This is a genomic window from Lysinibacillus sp. FSL M8-0355, from assembly GCF_038008985.1.
In the GTDB taxonomy this organism is placed as follows: Bacteria; Bacillota; Bacilli; order Bacillales_A; family Planococcaceae; genus Lysinibacillus; species Lysinibacillus fusiformis_D.
Genome location: NZ_JBBPAI010000001.1, coordinates 3,498,646 through 3,516,705 on the forward strand (window position 1 = coordinate 3,498,646; position 18,060 = coordinate 3,516,705).

The following is an 18,060-nucleotide window of genomic DNA, read 5'->3' on the forward strand; positions in this document are numbered from 1 at the left end:
AAACCGTTAAAAGGTTATAATCTGGGTCCATCTGAAATTTCAATATTCGATAGCTGTTATTGATTGGATGTACGATAAAAAATTTCTTCATATATGACGGTTAATATAAATGCATTCATAAAGGCAATCACTAGAAATAATGGCATACCACCTAATTGTGGCTGTGTCAACTCTTGACTAAATACCATTACCATACTGATTTGTGCCAAAAAGAAAATAAAGCCGATCCCTACTTGCCAAATAGGACGCTGAATCTTACGTTTTTCATACCAAAACAATTTTTTAAACAAATTTCTTACATCCGCTGCAATAATAATACTCATTAAAAAGATACAAACAAAAAAGACTGGTATATGATAAACACTTTTCGTCACCCAGGAAAATTCAGATAGGCGAAAGAAGAGTGTCAATAACGATGCTATACTACAAGCGATCCCTAAATTTTGGAGCCATGTGCTAATTTTTAATTTCAAAGCTCTTACCCCCAACTATTCATTTTAAACATTTTCATTCTATCAAATTATAGTAGATTGGGGAATATAAAATTATAAATTTCTATTATTTTCATAAAATAACAATCCAAATAAATAGATAATTATAATTCTGTAGCAATAAAAAAGACGCCTCTTTCATAAGAGACGACTTTAATTGACTGTTTATTTTATATAACCAGACAAAATATTGGCATATGGTGAAGTAGAAGGTAAAATGATGACCGTATCTTCTCCAACCGTTTTCTTATATGATTCTAGCGTGCGGTATAAAGAATAAAATTCAGGATCTTGAGAGAATGATTTATTATAAATTTTTGCAGCTTCTGCTTCACCTTCAGCTTGAATAATGGCAGCTTCTTTATTGGCTGTAGCTAGCATTTCTTGTACTTCTTGATCTGTTTTGGCTTCAATACGACGTTTCTGAGCATCTCCCTCAGAAAGATATTTTTGGGCAATGGATTCACGATCTGAAATCATGTTCGTAAAAACAGATTGCTCATTTTCAGTTGGCAAATCAATGCGACGAATACGTACATCTACTACTTCAATGCCGTATTTATCGTTTGAAAGCAGTTCATTAACACGTTCAGTCACCGTATCATTAATGCTGCCTCTCGAAGAATCCTCATCATTAATTATTTGATTATAATCAATTCGTCCAAGCTCAGATCGAATAACAGAATAAATAAATTCTTCCATTCGTGATTCCACTTTTTCAATCGTCCCAGCATTAGAAATTAATAATTTTGGATCTGTAATACGCCATACAGCATAATTATCGATAATTATTCGCTTCTTATCCTTTGTATTAATCTCTTCTTCTGAAATTTCATATGTCATTTGGTTTTTTGGTAACTTAGTGACACTTTGAATAAATGGAATTTTCATATTTAAACCGGGTTCGCGCTCGAACTTAACAACCTCTCCGAACTGTCGAACAACTGCATATTCCGATTCCTTCACTATATAAATATTCGTTAATAAAATAATCACTAGAGCAAATACAGCTGTTAATGTTACAGCTAGAGAGATATACTTCTTTGGATTATTAGGACCTTTTTTTGACATTTTCACTACATTGTCCCCTGAGTCGCCTTCTGATGGAGCAGCTTTTTTACTTTTGCCCGATAAAAAATTGAGGAATTTGTCAAGATCCTTATTTTTTTGGTCCATTAGTTACCGCTCCCTTCTTTTTTCTCTGTTTGTGTCTGCTGAGGTTGTAGTGACTGTAGCGGCAAGTACTTCATCGTACTACCATCATCATTCATAATGTAAATTTGTGCTTTTGGTAAGACATTTTCTAGCGTCTCTAAAATTAAACGCTCACGTGTAATTTGTTGATTGCCTTTATACTGCTCATACATTTTATTAAAGACAGCTACATCACCTTGTGCTTGCTCAATACGAGCTGTTTTAGCACCTTTTGCCTTTGACATAATCGCATCTCGTTCACCCTGGGCTTCATTAATGCGTTGGTTTTCATATTTTTCAGCTTCATTTATTTTCGTATTTTTCATTTCACGTGCATCTGTAACAGCTGTGAATGCTGCACGCACATCTTTATTTGGCAATTCTACATCTTGTAATTTTACACCTAAAACACTAATTCCAATATCGTACTTTTCTATAAGAGATACTAATAATTGACGCGTTTTTGCTTCGATATCAGCTTTACCTTCTGTTAACGCTGCATCGATAGAAGAACTTCCGATAATAGAACGAATGGCACTCGATGTCGCGCTATGTAATATTCTTTCAGGATCTTGTGAATTAAATAGAAACTTATTAGGCTCAGTAATTTTCCATTGAACAACAAGGTCTGTTAAAACAATATTTTCATCCCCTGTAATCATCTTTGTTTCAGCATCGTAGGCCTCTAGATCTCCCTCTTTATTTTGCTTATAGCCAAATTGTAAACTAAATGTTTCTTTTGATAAAATTTCGACCGACTGCACTGGCCAAGGTAATTTAAAGTGAAGACCTGGATTTGTAACCATATCATCGGCACGACCAAATGTAATGACAACAGCTTGTTCTGATTCATCCACCGTGTACCATGATGTAAAAACTGTAATAAGTGCAATAATACCAAATATTCCAAGTCCAACTATCATTAGTGTCCTTTTCACACTCATGTCTATTCCTCCCTTTTGCTTAGTACTATTGTTTACGGGAGACCTTAAGAAAAAGTTTCAAAATATTTTCATATAATTATTTTTACGTGACGCTTTGTAAAAACATTTCTGAAGCAAGATAAAAAAATCCTGTTACCTTTTATGGCAACAGGATATTGATAACCAGATGTTCAAATACTGGGAAAATGGTTGTAGATAATACAATGCTGATTAAGGCGGCAACGATCATTGCCAGGCTAGCAAATGTTCCTTCTAGCTCGCCAATTTCAAATGCTTTAGAAGTACCAGTTCCATGAGCACCCATCCCAAGCATTAAGCCCCTAGATGAAGGTCTGTGGAAACGGCAAATTTTAATAACGATGGGTGCCAACAAGCTCCCTAAAATACCAGTCGTCATAACAAATACGGCTGTAAGAGTAGGGGAACCTCCAATCATATTTGAAATGTCCATCGCTATAGGTGTTGTTACTGAACGTGGCACTAAGCTATGCACCAACTCATCATTCAGCCCTACCACTAGAGCCATGATAAAGGATGATACGATAGCAACTGCAGAGCCAACCGCAATACTGACGAAAATTTCGAATGCGTGTTTTTTTAATAGATTCACATTTTTATAAATCGGAATCGCAAACGCAACGGTTGCTGGCCCTAGTAAATTTGTTAAAACATTCGCTCCAGTATTATAGGTTTTATAAGGTATGCCTGTCAGCAATAAAATACCTATAATCACTAAAGGCGTCATCAACATGGGTGATAACCATTCTTTTTTATATTTCTTATAGAACATTTTACAAATATAGAAAATAGCAATAGTTCCTAATAAGCTGATGGTAGCAATAAATAGACTCATACTGTATCACTCTTCTTTCGTTGCTCTAGCCATTGTGCTGTATAGCCCGTTACAAACATCACGACAATTGCACTTACAGCAATGACCAGCACAACCTTCATTCCTTGCACACCGAATAAAGCATGATAATCAATTACACCGATGGCAGATGGGATAAAGAATAGTAGGAGTTCACTTAGTAATACAGCTGCTCCTAATTCAATCCATTCAAGCTTGATTATATGAAACTGTAAAAGTAAAAATAATAGGACAAGCCCTATTATGCTCCCTGGAATCGGCAAGTGAAGTAGGCGTGCAATAGTATTTCCGATAAATAATAGGATGTAAAGATAGCCGATCTGCACGATACTTTTGACGATTTTCATGGTCATCCTTCTCTCATTTTTTTCTCTGCCTCAACAGTCAGAAAAACACAATTCAAATGAAAAGAAGGTTGATTCACTGACTGTCAAAGCGATGGTTTAACAAACAATTGCCAAAAAAATTGTTGTTAAACTTTATGCTACTATACTTTACACCTATTTTTCCTCCCTGTAAAACAGAAAAAGAATGTAGTGCCTAAAAAAGACACTACATTCTTTCTATGGTGAAAATAAAATCCTTATTAAAAAATCTCCAACTAGATAGTAGATTTTTTATGGTTATCGTCTTAACAATCATATAGGGGGTTTCTAGTAATTAGTATAGTACCCAAATATGAATATAACATGTTGTTCATGTAAAGGAATTGTTAATCTTTTGGAATCATGACAATCATTTTAGTCCCCATTCCGACTTCGCTTTCTACTTGAATACGACCATGATGGGCCTCTACAAGATGCTTCACAATCGCTAACCCTAATCCTGTTCCGCCAGAATTACGACTTCTTGCTCGGTCCACACGATAAAAACGCTCAAAAACACGAGCAATTTCATGCTTTTCAATACCGATTCCTTGGTCTTCTATTTCGATAATGCCATGTGTTTCATTTTCCTTTAAACGAATGGAAACAGTCGTATTTTCAGGAGAATATGTAATAGCATTGGTAATTAAATTCGTCACGATTTGAATAATACGGTTGGCATCTCCCATTACTTGGACATCTCGTTCGAAATCTACTTGGAAGCTCATATTTTTCTCATCTAACCGCGGTGCAGTCAGCTCTGCTCCACGGATTAAAACATCTTGTAAGCCCATCGGCATAATATTAACAGTAAAGCCATGCTGCTCAATTTTTGACAGCTCTAATAAATCTTGAATGAGCATTTGAAGTCGATTACTTTCTTTATAAATGATCTCTAAAAAGGAGATCAGCATTTTTTCATCCTTATAGGCCCCATCCAATAATGTTTCCGAAAAGCCTTTAATAGAAGTAATAGGTGTACGTAATTCATGTGATACATTAGCAACAAAGTCTTTTCGAATTTGCTCCAATCGAACAAGTTCCGTTATATCGTGCATAACGATAACAACGCCTAGCCATCGTCCATGATCCCCGATGACAGGTGCCCCGTAGACTTCTTTATTATAGAGCTCCTGCTGTATTTCCATTTTGATTTGTTGTCGATAAGGCATCTCTGTTAGAAAGACATGATCGATAAATTGCTCTAATGATTTTGGTAAACCTATTGTACGAAATACCTTTCCTTGTACATCATCAAGCTGCATATCAAAGCGCTCTAGAAATACCCGATTCACGATGGAAATATTTCCTTCACGGCCAATCATCATGAGAGAGCTTCCCATATTTTCAATTAGGGTCTTCAGTCGTTCTTCCTCTACTTCACGTATCGTCGTAATATCCTGTAAATTACGTGCTAAAATATTTATGGAATGACTGAGTGGTATCATGCGTTCATGTTCATTTTCATGGGCACGTGCACGGTAGTTTCCCTTGGCAAGCTCAAGAGCCGTTTCTGTCACGTTATCAATAGGTGCCGTAAAATTGCGAATCATATAACGGCTTACAATGGCGATTAAAATTAATGTGATGGTGAAAAGAACAGCTAGTACTAAGTAGAGTCGGGCATGCACATAGGACAACAAGGATTCCTCTTGTTTCATGCTCTGTACTGCATACAATGCTTCCTGATCTTCCTTTGATAATTCCATCTTGCGTTCATCGATTACTTGATCCATCGACGCCTGTAATTGCGTGGTTGCTTGTTCATTGTATTGCTTGATATAAACAGGAAAAAGCTGACCTATAACAATCATTAGGACAGCTAGTATCGTTCCAAGTAAAAGCATGAATGTCAAGAATAAGCGGTTGCTCATTGATTTCATGTCGTTTTCGGCTCCTCAAATTTATAACCTAGGCCTCTGATTGTTTTAATGAACATTGGCTTACGGCTATTTTCCTCGATTTTATCGCGAAGGTGGCTAATGTGTACATCCACAATTCGAGTATCGCCAGCAAAATCATATTTCCATACAGCACTTAATAGCTGATCACGTGTTAAAACTCGATTTTTATTTTCAAGTAAGTAAATAAGTAGCTCAAACTCTTTTGGTGTAAATTCCAATGCTTCGTCTTGTAAAAAAACTTCAAAACGCTCTGGAAACACTCTCAATTGTCCAAACTCATACATTTTTTCTTTAGGCTCATCCTTATCATCTACCACAACATTTTGTGTGAAACGTCTTAACACAGCCTTGACACGTGCCAATACTTCACGTGGACTAAAAGGCTTTGTCATATAATCATCTGCGCCTAGCTCAAGACCAAGAACTTTATCAAATTCGTCATCTTTTGCAGTTAACATAATGATAGGCGTATTCATACGTTGCTGTCGGATTTGTTTACATACCTCCATACCATCTAGTTTTGGAAGCATCAAATCCAAAAGAATTAAATTGGGCTGTAGGTCGATTGCTTTTTCAAGTCCTTCCTGACCATCAGCAGCCGTTTCAACGACATAGCCAGCCTGTTCTAAATTATATTTCAATAATGTTGCAATCGAAAATTCATCTTCAATAACTAAAATTGTTTTTGTCATGTATAATGCCTCCGTAAGTGATTTGAAACCCCCATTTCAAATCTCAAGACGTCTATAATATAAGCGGTGGTGTCACCAACAGCATCCCTTCAATCACAAGCTCCTTTTGCTCATTATATGAGTGTACAGATACCGTAATCGTATTGTCGTATTTATTGACTGCCGTTACCTCTAAAAGCGTATCAAATAATTCATAATGATAGAGAGGACCTAAATATTTTAAATGTTGCTCAATAATTCGCGCACCTGGCCCCGGAATATACTTGGACACAGCTGATGTAATAATTCCATTTAACATAATTGTCGGCACAATTGGTTTTTGAAAAGGTGTCATCGCCGCATAATCATGTTGAATATAAAGCGGATTACTATCGTTTGTCAGCCCTAAATACAGCAATAAATCCCTATCCTCGATTTTTTCTGTTATATGGATCTTCTCGCCAACTGTAATTTCATCGATTGTGAGACCAAGTTTACTATTTTTTTGAAGCAAAGATACGCCAACCCCTTTTCTATCATACTACATTCATAGTATCAATTTTATGCTAAAAGTACAATGAAAAGCAGAAGGACCTTAAGCTTCCTAACACTTGAACATAAAAAAACGAGCAGGAATTATCCTGCTCGTTTTCGAGTAAGCTCGAAAAAATCTGCTTAATAACGCTGATGCATTATTCATTTACACTAAAATTTTCATCACATTACGGACTGCATCTGCCGATTGGTCTAAAGCTGCCTTTTCTTTGTCCGTTAACTCAAGCTCAAAGATTTTTTCAATACCATTGGCTCCAAGTAAAGTAGGAACGCCTAAGTATAAATCATGGTAGCCATATTCACCTTCTAAATAAGCGATAGATGGCAAAATACGTTTCTGATCTTTAATAATGGCTTCAGCCATTTCAATCAGTGCCGCAGCTGGCGCATAATAGGCAGAACCATTGCCAAGTAAGTTGACAATTTCTGCTCCACCATTGCGTGTACGATCAACAATCTCTTCCAAACGTTCGGCAGAAATTAATGTTTCTAACGGAATACCACCTGCAAATGAATAGCGTGTTAATGGCACCATTGTGTCACCATGACCACCCAATACAAATCCAGTAATGTCTTTCACTGAAATATTGAGCTCTTGTGCTACAAATGCACAGAAACGAGCTGTATCAAGAACACCCGATTGACCGATAACACGATTTTTCGGGAAGCCAGTTTCTTTGTATACTGTATAAGTCATGGCATCAACTGGATTTGTCAGTACAAGGATTGTAGCATTTGGTGAATGCGTAGCAATTTCTTTTGAAACAGTTTTCATGACACCTTGATTGATTTGAACGAGATCATCACGACTCATACCTGGTTTACGCGCAACACCAGCAGTAATGATGACTACATCCGAATCAGCCGTATCTGCATAATTGGAAGTGCCTTGTACATAAGAATCAAACCCTTGTATTGGTGCTGCTTCCCACATATCTAGTGCCTTTCCCTTTGTTGGGTTTTCTGCTTGTGGAATATCCACTAATACGACATCACCAAGTTCTTTCTGAGCTGCTAAAAATGCTGCCGTAGCGCCTGTAAAGCCGCCACCGATTACTGAGATTTTTTTACGTTTCAGAGACATTTTGAATACGCTCCTTTAAAATTAGGTTATATATTTTAAAAGAGGGAGGAGACATACATCTCACTCCCTCGTTTAAACAAGTTTATCGTAAATATTCAATTTAAATTTACTTTCACCCTAATTATATCGGCAGAATAAACTATCCGCTTTAGTGATAATTCCTATTTTAGAATAGAAAATTATAGGTTTTTGATTAACTCGTTCGCGAATTCTGAACATTTCACTTCTGTAGCGCCGTCCATTAAACGTGCGAAGTCATAAGTTACAACTTTAGAAGAAATTGTTTTCTCAACAGATTTAGTGATCATGTCAGCAGCTTCTTGCCATCCTAAGTGTTCAAGCATTAATACACCTGAAAGTAAAACTGATGATGGGTTTACTTTATCTTGGCCAGCATATTTTGGAGCTGTACCGTGAGTAGCTTCGAAGATTGCATGTCCAGTTACATAGTTGATGTTCGCGCCTGGAGCGATACCGATACCACCAACTTGTGCAGCTAGAGCATCAGAAATATAGTCACCGTTTAAGTTCATTGTAGCTACTACATCGAACTCAGTTGGACGAGTTAAAATTTGTTGTAAGAAGATATCAGCGATAGAATCTTTCACTAAGATTTTACCAGCTGCTAAAGCGTCAGCTTGCGCTTTGTTTGCTGCTTCTTCACCTTGTTCAGCTTTGATTGCATCATATTGATTCCAAGTGAATGTTTGATCAGCAAATTCTTTTTCAGCTAATTCATAACCCCATTTTTTGAATCCACCTTCAGTGAATTTCATGATGTTACCTTTATGAACTAAAGTAACAGATGGGCGTTTATGTTTAATTGCATATTCGATAGCAGAACGTACTAAACGCTCAGTACCTTCTTTAGATACAGGTTTTACACCAATACCAGAAGTTTCTGGGAAACGGATTTGGTTTACACCAAATTCAGTTTGTAGGAAGTTGATGATTTTTTGAGCTTGTTCAGAGCCAGATTCGAATTCAATACCAGCATAGATGTCTTCTGTGTTTTCGCGGAAGATAACCATGTCAACGTCTTCTGGGCGTTTAACTGGAGAAGGCACTCCATCAAAGTGACGTACTGGACGTAAGCATACATATAAGTCAAGTTGTTGACGTAATGCTACGTTTAGAGAGCGGATACCACCACCGATTGGCGTAGTAAGAGGACCTTTGATTGCAATTAAGTATTCGTTAATTTTGTCTAAAGTTTCTTGTGGTAACCATTCACCAGTTTGGTTAAATGCTTTTTCACCAGCTAAAACTTCTAACCATTCAATTTTCTTTTCACCGTTATAAGCTTTTTCTACAGCTGCGTCGATTACGCGAGATGCTGCTGCCCAGATATCTGGACCAATTCCATCACCTTCGATGAAAGGAATTACTGGATTATTTGGTACATTAAGTACGCCATTTTCAACTACAATTTTGTTTGACATTCTGTTGCCTCCTAAATTCATAATCATAGGACTGTGTTAGTGATAACACAGTCCCAAACATTCTAGCATATTTTCCAAATTAGCGCTCGCTGATTGGAATATATTTTTGCATGCCTGGTCCAACATATTCAGCACGTGGACGGATTAGGCGGTTGTTTGCATATTGCTCAAGAATGTGTGCCACCCAACCTGAAGTACGAGATACTGCGAAAATTGGTGTGAACAGGTCATGATCAATACCTAAAGAATCATACACTGACGCAGAGAAGAAATCTACGTTTGCAGGTAATTTCTTTTGTTCCACGATCATGTCATGGATTTTAACTGACATCTCATATAGCTCTGGTTTACCAGTTAGCTCAGTTAATTTTTTAGACATTACACGTAAATGTGGTGCACGAGGGTCGCCTTTACGATATACGCGGTGACCGAAGCCCATGATTTTTTCTTTGTTGTCTAATTTATTTTGAATGTAAGATTCAACATTTTCAAGTGAGCCGATTTCAGATAACATTTTCATCACTTGCTCATTTGCTCCACCATGAAGTGGTCCTTTTAATGCACCGATTGCTGCTGTTACACCCGAATAAACGTCTGATAAAGTAGCTACACATACACGTGCTGTAAATGTAGATGCGTTTAATTCATGGTCAGCATGTAATACTAATGCTTTGTCAAATGCTTCAATTTCAATAGCTGCTGGCTCTTCGCCTTTTAGCATGTATAAGAAGTTTGCAGCATATCCTAATTCAGGTTTTGGCTCAACTGGCTCTAAACCTTTACGAACACGTGCAAATGCAGTTACTGCTGTAGCAATTTTAGCTTGTAGACGAATTGCTTTACGGTAGTTTGCTTCTGGATCCATAACATCCGCTTCTTCATCGAATACACCAAGTAAAGATACTGCAGTACGCAATGCAGCCATTGGATGTACAGTTGAAAGTGGGTATGTTTTGAATTGGTCGACAATCGCTTGCGGAATTGACATATTGTCTGCCAATTGTTGTTTTAATTCAGCTAGCTCGTCCTCTTTTGGTAAACGAGTATGCCATAACAAGTAAATTACCTCTTCGAATGACGCATTTTCTGCTAAATCATCAATGTTGTAACCAACATATGTAAGTGTGTCATCGATAATTGAACTGATTTTAGATTCCGCTGCTACGATACCTTCTAAACCTTTAGTTGCTGACATAAATTATCGCTCCCTCATATTTAAACTTTGTTATAAATGCGTTTTTTTTGTTGCATTTATGGTTTTTGCTCATATGAACCATTAAGTAAATCGCTTACATTGCTATTATAATCATTTTTGACAGCTTTGTGAATGAAAATCCTCCAAATAAAGAAAAAGACGTCCGAACGACTATATATTTGTTCCAAAGAGATTTTTTTGTATATTTTGACAATCGTATTATCAATTGATTTGAGGTGAATTTGTAAAAATGAGGAATTTAAAGTATTTTTCATATGAAAGAACTACAAGTGTTTTACTTTTTATTTTTTATTTAGTAATACTTTGGTTTGTATTACCTGTTTCACTTGCAATTTTTTTATCCTTTTCGACGTATCCTGTTATAAATTTCTTACATAAATATTGTAGGATTGCCTATTGGATCGCAGCAATTATTGTGGAAGTACTCATATTAACTTGTATTTTTCTTCTTGTCGTCATATCCATTAACAGTATCATTGTTATCTTTCCAGAAATTCGAGAGACATTACAAAATTTCCCGCTTTTTAGTGAATATGAATCCATGTTTGTACAAGTATTAAAAGAAAAGTCACTGTCCATATTTGATTCTATCATCATTTACACAGCAGATCTTTTCCAAGTATTAATGAAGCATGTTATCGAGGTGTTTATCTTTTTAGTCGCTTATTATTTCGCTTTATTAGAGACACGGAAATCACGCTATTGGTTTTTTCAATATGTCCCTAAGAAATATCGCCATGAGTGGCAATCTCATTTTGCAAAAATCATGCAACTCTTTCATTACTTCTTATTCGTGGAGTTTCAATTATTCACCATTACCCTACTAATCCTTTGTGCAGGGTTTATGATCCTCCAGTTTGAACAAGCCATCATTAAAGCTTTTATTGTAGCATTTGCAGATGTATTACCATTTTTCGGAATCGGTGTTTTTCTTGTACCAATGAGCATTTATTTTTATTTCAACGGCAACACCTTTTTATGTGTAGCCATTTTACTACTGTATTTATTTGTTCAATTAACAAGGCAGCTAGCTGATTCAATGCTTTGGTCCAATACGCTACAATTACGTACATTCCATACATTTTTTATCAGTGCTGCCTCTATTCTATTGTTTGGCTTTTATGGGATCTTGCTTAGCCCTATCTTTTTATTTTTAGCAGTAAAGCTAAAGGAAAACTCTATCTTTGAACGATAATGAATTGGCCTTTTTTCATTTTTTTACGCATCCAGTAATAGACAACTGGTTGGAACATTTTTCGAGAAAATGGCATGAGCAATAGTAGACCAATCAGATCTGTTAAAAATCCTGGTAATGCTAAAAGCAAACCACCACTAAACGTTAATAATGCATCCACTAAAGCAGCACCTGGTGCCTCTCCGCGTGCCAACGTATTTTTTACATTTTGGACAGAATTCATACCCTTATTCTTCATGACATAAATACCAATAACGCTCGTTGCAATAATGAGCAATAAAGTACTTAAAACACCAATATTTTGTCCAATGACTATTAATAACGCCAATTCGGCTAAAGCGTAGACAACGAAACCAAGAAAAATTTTACGCATATTTTTCTCCTTTCTACATGAAAAGCTATACCTTTTATACGTTATTATAGCCCATTTAGTTTCATAAAAAAATGAATACCCTCATTCAAAGAGAATGTCTATTCCTTAGTATTGATAGAGAAAAGAAGTTACCACAAAATGTGTACAACCTTATTTAAAAGCTCTAGTACAAAAAATCGCACTAGAGCTTTTCGTTACTTGTTAAAGAACACTCGCATGTCCTTTGTAAATAACTCCTGTTTCAGCGTCCATTGTAATCTCTTGATCATGACGTATTAATGTTGTGGCTTCTTTTACGCCCACAATTACTGGAATACCAAGGCTTAGACCAACAACTGCTGCATGACTCGTTAGACCACCTTCTTCAGTAATCAGACCAATACAATTTTCTATAGCTGGCATCATCTCTCGATCAGATCCAACTGTTACAAGGATGCATCCTTCTGTATCGTAAGCAAGTGCCTCAGCAGCATTTTTGGCAACGACTGTCTTCCCTACAACAGAGGCTTTGCCAATCCCTTGACCACGAGCTAGTAAATCTCCGATAATGTGTACTTTCATTAAGTTTGTTGTACCTGCTTCACCTACTGGCACACCTGCTGTAATGACAACAGCATCTCCGTGCGTAACGAAACCATGTTTCAAGCTTTCATCTACAGCTAGCTCTAAAATTTCATCTGTTGTTGTCACTCGTTGACAAACAATTGGATAGACACCCCATACTAATGTTAAAGTATTGGCTGTATTTGGAGAGCCTGTCACTGCAACAATTTGCACACCTGGTCGATACTTGGCGATCATTCTTGCTGTATTACCACTTTCAGTTGGTGCTAATACGGCTTTTACCCCTAAATTGATAGATGTATATGCTACTGCTTGAGAGATAGCCTCCGTCATATTCGCTTCTTTTTCACGACTACGGGCAGAAACAATTTTTCGATAGTCTAAAGAATTTTCAGTATGCTGTGCAATTTTATTCATTGTTTGAACTGATTCTACTGGATAAAGACCCGCAGCAGTTTCACCTGATAGCATGATGGCATCTGTTCCATCGATGATTGCGTTCGCTACATCACTTGCTTCTGCACGTGTTGGACGTGGGTTACGCTGCATAGAATCTAACATTTGTGTTGCCGTAATAACCGGTTTACCTACTTGATTACATTTTAAAATCAATTTCTTTTGAACAAGTGGTACTTCTTCTGCTGGAATTTCAACACCAAGATCTCCACGAGCAACCATTAATCCATCAGATACTAGGATGATTTCGTCGATATTATCGACACCCTCTTGGTTCTCGATTTTCGGGATAATTTGAATATGACTACCACCATTTTGTTCAAGCAATTCACGGATTTCAAGCACATCCTTTGCACGACGAACAAATGAAGCAGCAATAAAGTCTACACCTTGCTCAATACCGAATAGAATATCTTGCGCGTCTTTTTCTGTGATCCCTGGTAGCTGTACAGAAACACCTGGTACATTTACACCTTTTTTATTTTTTAGGACGCCAGCATTTTCAACAATCGTATGAATTAAACCTTTTTCCAGATCAGTTGCTAATACGCGTAACTGAATAAGACCATCATCAAGTAAAATAATTGAGTTTTGCTCAACATCTTCAATTAAACGCTCATATGTGACAGAGAAGCTTGTCTCAGTACCTTCTACTTCAGTCATTGAAATATCAATCACTTGGCCTGCTGCTAAATGTAGCTCACCATTTTTCATATTATGTGTACGAATTTCAGGTCCTTTTGTATCAAGTAAAATTCCTACTGGTTTGTTTAACTTTTGTGCCACTTCACGAATTAATTGAATACGCCCTGCATGTTCTTCATGAGATCCGTGTGAAAAATTCAAGCGGGCTACATTCATACCTGCTTCCATTAATTTTTCTAAAGTTTCTGCCGACTCACTTGCAGGTCCGATTGTACATACGATTTTTGTTTTTCTCATTTTTGCCCACTCCGTTTTATAACAAATTATATTGATAGTTCTTTCATTAGTGTATAAAGGCTTACATCTGCCTCATGATTTTTTTCAAAAGCTTCTGGCATATCATAATCAATGACTTGGTGATTACGAATACCTACTGCTCGACCAGCCTTGCCTTCCATTAGCAATTCAACTGCATGTGCACCAAATTGACTTGCCAATACTCGATCTCGTGCGGTCGGTGAACCGCCTCGTTGAATATGACCTAGCACTGAAACGCGTGTTTCTTTTCCTGTTTTTTCATTTAACAACTTTGCCAGCTCACTGCCAGACATGACCCCTTCTGCTACAATAATAATGCTATGTTTTTTACCACGTGCAGCTCCACGGTCTAAGCGTGCTACAATATCATCTAAATTATAATCTTCCTCTGGAATTAACACTGTTTCAGCACCAGCAGCAAGGCCTGCCCACAAGGCGATATCACCTGCATCACGCCCCATGACCTCAACAATGAAAGAATTTTCATGAGATGTAGCTGTATCTCGGATTTTATCGATGGATTCTACGACTGTATTAAGAGCCGTATCAAAACCGATTGTATATTCCGTTCCTGGAATATCATTGTCGATTGTTCCTGGCACCCCTACAACAGGGAAACCTTTTTTTACTAAATCCATTGCACCTCGATAAGACCCGTCACCACCAATGACAACAAGTCCTTCAATTCCAGCAGCTCTTAAATTGTCAATACCTTGTTGTTGGATAGCATCCTCTTTAAACTCTGGACATCTGGCCGAATTTAAATGCGTACCACCACGCTGAATAATACCACCAACTGCACCTAAATCAAGTTCTTCCATATATCCTTTTATTAAGCCTTCATAACCATGCTTAATTCCGACAACATCAATCCCATGAAACGCTGCCTTACGAACGACCGCTCGAATAGCCGCGTTCATTCCAGGCGCATCTCCACCACTAGTTAATACAGCAATTTTTTTCATTGTCGAACCTCCTGCAGTTACTATTATTATTCACATTAACATGAAAAAACAAACTATGTAAGGGCTCTGAGGATACAAAAACATAACTTTTACATAAAAAATGAAAAGAATGCGCTTTCACACACTCTTTCCATTCCAAAACATCCTAAATCTAACATTTCTTCAAGAAGTCTGGCGTTTATCATGCGCTATTATCTTCTTTAATTTTTATAGCCTTTTAATATGTTAAGATACAAATTTTGTCTCTTTACGAGCAAATTTATACGCTTAGATTTTTTATACACGATCAGATAAGAGCATTCATTTGTTATGAACAACTATGTTTACGCTTCTGTATATTGTCCTATTTTTTTGAATTTTTCATAACGATCTTCAATTAATTGTTCTCCATTTAGAGAATTTAATGTATGAAGTGTGTCGCTAATGCATTCTTTAATAGAAAGAGCCTGTTTTGCCACATTGCGATGGGCACCACCGATTATTTCAGGGATAATGCCATCTATTACACCAAGTTCTTTTAAATCTGGTGCTGTAATGCGCATAGCTTCTGCCGCTTGCTTAGCAAGGCTACCATCACGCCATAGAATTGAAGCTGCGCCTTCAGGAGAAATAACGGAATATGTTGAGTTCTCTAGCATAAAGACACGGTTTGCTACACCTAGTGCTAGTGCACCACCACTTCCTCCTTCACCAATGACGATACTAATAACAGGTACAGTTAAGCCTGCCATTTCAACAAGATTTCTAGCAATTGCTTCACTTTGTCCTCGTTCTTCAGCAGCTTTACCTGGGTAAGCACCTTTTGTATCAATAAAACAAATAATCGGTCGCTTAAATTTTTCAGCTTGCTTCATCAAACGTAGCGCTTTACGATAGCCCTCTGGATGCGGCATACCAAAATTACGGCGTATATTTTCTTTTGTCGATTTACCACGCTGATGACCAATAATCGTTACTGGCTGCCCTTCAAAAATGGCAATCCCACCTAGAATAGCTGCATCGTCACCAAACGTACGGTCACCATGCAGTTCAATAAAGTCTTCACACATCGCTTCAATATATTGTAAAGTTGTTGGTCTTTCTGGGTGTCTTGCTACCTGCACACGATCCCAAGGCTTCATATTGGCATAAATCGATTGCTCTAATTGCGATAAACGTGTTTCAAGCTTTTCGATTTCTCCTGACATATCTACATCTGCTTCAGCAGCAATTGTTTTTAATTCATCAATTTTCTCTCGTAATTGTACGACTGGTTCTTCAAATGCTAAATTTTTAGGCATGTTGGACGCCACCTTTCGTATGCATTTTTACAAGTAATGAAACTTGCTTACGTAAATCCTTGCGAGGGAAGATAGCATCAAGCTGACCATGCTCTAATAAAAATTCTGCTGTTTGGAAATCGCTTGGCAATTTTTCTCTTACTGTTTCTTCAATAACACGACGACCTGCAAAGCCAATTAATGCTTGTGGCTCGGCAATATTTATATCACCAACAGAAGCAAAGCTTGCGGAAACTCCACCCGTTGTTGGATGCGTTAAAATAGAAATGAACAATAAACCATGATCACTGTGACGCTTTAAAGCCACACTTGTTTTAGCCATCTGCATTAATGACAATACGCCCTCTTGCATACGAGCACCACCACTAGCAGTAAAGATGATAAATGGCACACCTAATGCTGTTGCCTTTTCTATTGCTCGCGTGATTTTTTCACCCACAACGGAGCCCATTGAACCCATGCGGAAATGAGAATCCATAATTGCTACGACGATTTCTTCGCCATCTAACGTTCCGACACCCGTTAGGACAGCCTCATTTAAACCTGTTTTCTCTTGGTCGGCTGAAATTTTTTCTACATAGGCTGGGAAATTAAGGGGATTACTTGTTTGTAAATGATCATCCATTGATTCGAATGAGCCTTCATCTAAAAAATAGTCCACACGCTCTTGTGCTGTCATTTTGAAATGGTGACTACATTTTGTACATACTTTATCGTTTTTTTCTAATTCCTTTGTCAGTTGAATGTGACGACATTCAGGACATTTCGTCATTAACCCTTCTGGAAATGTCTTTTCTTGTCCGTCCTCTTTCTTTTTTCGATTACCACTAAATAAGCTGCGTATTGCCATGTTCGACTCCCCCTTTGTTGTTAGCTAAATGCTTTGTACAGTACTCATCCACTGTTCATAAGCTTTCAATGCTTCTTTTTCGTACCCAAGCTGCATCGATTTTAACATCGTTTGAATGATTAATTTTTCATCTTCTGTTGAGTTTCGATTTAAACGGTCGCCATCATAAGCTGCTAATTGAAACCAGATTTTTAAAGAAAGACGATTCCCTGTCGTAATCAATAACTCTCGTAAAATATCTCGACAATTAACCGCTCCCTCTATTTCTAGTTTCACAAAAAAACTATCCCACACAGGTAGTGTGCGAAGAATCTCTGTACAACTTATTACGCGGATTGCTTCCATTTCATGAATTTGTCGCGTTAATGCGACATCTTTCTTCGATTTTTCATCTTCTAATATAAACATCGACAGTATTTCTACGAGCTGATGCTTATGTGTGGACGCAAGAAAAGTACCACCACCGTGTCTTGTTTCAATAAGCCCTAGCAATTCTAAGCTTCGCAAAGCCTCTCTCACAGAGGATCGCCCGACACCTAGACGCTCTGATAGAACTCGTTCGGAGGGTAGTTTTTCACCTGCTTGGATTTTTTCCATTTTAATGAGTTGACGTAGTTGTTGGACGATTTCTAAAAACACTTTTTTTTGTTCGGTTTTTTTATCCATACGACTAACTC

The 18,060-nt window shown here is 37.3% G+C and carries 18 protein-coding genes; 1 reads left to right on the plus strand and 17 read right to left on the minus strand.

Going from position 1 to position 18,060, the window contains the following annotated elements; genetic code table 11:
- Positions 1-56 precede the first annotated feature (56 nt).
- From MKY46_RS16910 to citZ, 11 genes are all read right to left on the minus strand, one after another.
- Complete coding sequence (locus MKY46_RS16910; protein WP_036118946.1) at positions 57-473, minus strand: hypothetical protein; 417 nt, start codon at positions 471-473, stop codon at positions 57-59.
- Positions 474-656: 183 nt separating this feature from the next.
- Positions 657-1,667 carry a protease modulator HflC gene (gene hflC, locus MKY46_RS16915; RefSeq protein WP_036118944.1) on the minus strand — a complete coding sequence of 337 codons (1,011 nt, stop codon included), beginning with the start codon at positions 1,665-1,667 and terminating at the stop codon, positions 657-659.
- A complete protein-coding gene (gene hflK, locus MKY46_RS16920) occupies positions 1,667-2,629 on the minus strand; it encodes an FtsH protease activity modulator HflK (protein ID WP_036118942.1) in 963 nt (320 codons plus the stop codon). The genes hflC and hflK overlap by 1 nt, the downstream gene beginning before the upstream one ends.
- A 139-nt stretch (positions 2,630-2,768) precedes the next feature.
- Positions 2,769-3,482: an LrgB family protein gene (locus MKY46_RS16925; protein WP_036118940.1), complete on the minus strand. Its 714-nt coding sequence runs from the start codon at positions 3,480-3,482 to the stop codon at positions 2,769-2,771.
- Positions 3,479-3,847, minus strand: coding sequence for a CidA/LrgA family holin-like protein (locus MKY46_RS16930; RefSeq protein WP_036118937.1), 369 nt, complete (start codon positions 3,845-3,847; stop codon positions 3,479-3,481). Before MKY46_RS16930 ends, MKY46_RS16925 begins: the two co-directional genes overlap by 4 nt.
- Before the next feature lie 365 nt (positions 3,848-4,212).
- A complete protein-coding gene (pnpS, locus tag MKY46_RS16935; protein ID WP_036118935.1) occupies positions 4,213-5,748 on the minus strand; it encodes a two-component system histidine kinase PnpS in 1,536 nt (511 codons plus the stop codon).
- Complete coding sequence (locus MKY46_RS16940; RefSeq protein WP_036118933.1) at positions 5,745-6,461, minus strand: response regulator transcription factor; 717 nt, start codon at positions 6,459-6,461, stop codon at positions 5,745-5,747. Before MKY46_RS16940 ends, pnpS begins: the two co-directional genes overlap by 4 nt.
- A 52-nt stretch (positions 6,462-6,513) precedes the next feature.
- Positions 6,514-6,954 (minus strand): MaoC/PaaZ C-terminal domain-containing protein, encoded by a 441-nt coding sequence (locus MKY46_RS16945; protein WP_036118931.1) that lies wholly within the window; start codon positions 6,952-6,954, stop codon positions 6,514-6,516.
- Between the two features lie 186 nt (positions 6,955-7,140).
- Positions 7,141-8,079, minus strand: coding sequence for a malate dehydrogenase (gene mdh / locus MKY46_RS16950; protein WP_036118928.1), 939 nt, complete (start codon positions 8,077-8,079; stop codon positions 7,141-7,143).
- 179 nt (positions 8,080-8,258) lie between these two features.
- Complete coding sequence (gene icd / locus MKY46_RS16955) at positions 8,259-9,521, minus strand: NADP-dependent isocitrate dehydrogenase (RefSeq protein ID WP_036118927.1); 1,263 nt, start codon at positions 9,519-9,521, stop codon at positions 8,259-8,261.
- Between the two features lie 79 nt (positions 9,522-9,600).
- On the minus strand, positions 9,601-10,716 hold the full coding sequence (gene citZ, locus MKY46_RS16960) for a citrate synthase (RefSeq protein ID WP_036118926.1): 1,116 nt from the start codon (positions 10,714-10,716) through the stop codon (positions 9,601-9,603).
- A gap of 250 nt (positions 10,717-10,966) precedes the next feature.
- On the opposite strand from citZ, the gene MKY46_RS16965 reads away from it, so the two are divergent.
- Complete coding sequence (locus MKY46_RS16965) at positions 10,967-11,932, plus strand: AI-2E family transporter (protein WP_082673687.1); 966 nt, start codon at positions 10,967-10,969, stop codon at positions 11,930-11,932.
- Here the strand turns inward: MKY46_RS16965 and MKY46_RS16970 are convergent.
- From MKY46_RS16970 to MKY46_RS16995, 6 genes are all read right to left on the minus strand, one after another.
- Entirely contained in the window at positions 11,916-12,305 is a 390-nt protein-coding gene (locus MKY46_RS16970; protein WP_051891590.1) for an FxsA family protein, read from the minus strand. The genes MKY46_RS16965 and MKY46_RS16970 overlap by 17 nt on opposite strands.
- 201 nt (positions 12,306-12,506) lie before the next feature.
- A complete protein-coding gene (gene pyk / locus MKY46_RS16975) occupies positions 12,507-14,267 on the minus strand; it encodes a pyruvate kinase (RefSeq protein ID WP_036118921.1) in 1,761 nt (586 codons plus the stop codon).
- Between the two features lie 26 nt (positions 14,268-14,293).
- On the minus strand, positions 14,294-15,253 hold the full coding sequence (pfkA, locus tag MKY46_RS16980; protein WP_036118919.1) for a 6-phosphofructokinase: 960 nt from the start codon (positions 15,251-15,253) through the stop codon (positions 14,294-14,296).
- 323 nt (positions 15,254-15,576) lie between these two features.
- Entirely contained in the window at positions 15,577-16,533 is a 957-nt protein-coding gene (locus MKY46_RS16985; protein WP_036118918.1) for an acetyl-CoA carboxylase carboxyltransferase subunit alpha, read from the minus strand.
- Entirely contained in the window at positions 16,526-17,383 is an 858-nt protein-coding gene (gene accD / locus MKY46_RS16990; protein ID WP_036118916.1) for an acetyl-CoA carboxylase, carboxyltransferase subunit beta, read from the minus strand. Before accD ends, MKY46_RS16985 begins: the two co-directional genes overlap by 8 nt.
- Positions 17,384-17,407: 24 nt before the next feature.
- Positions 17,408-18,049 carry a FadR/GntR family transcriptional regulator gene (locus MKY46_RS16995; RefSeq protein WP_036118914.1) on the minus strand — a complete coding sequence of 214 codons (642 nt, stop codon included), beginning with the start codon at positions 18,047-18,049 and terminating at the stop codon, positions 17,408-17,410.
- Positions 18,050-18,060: the final 11 nt, after the last annotated feature.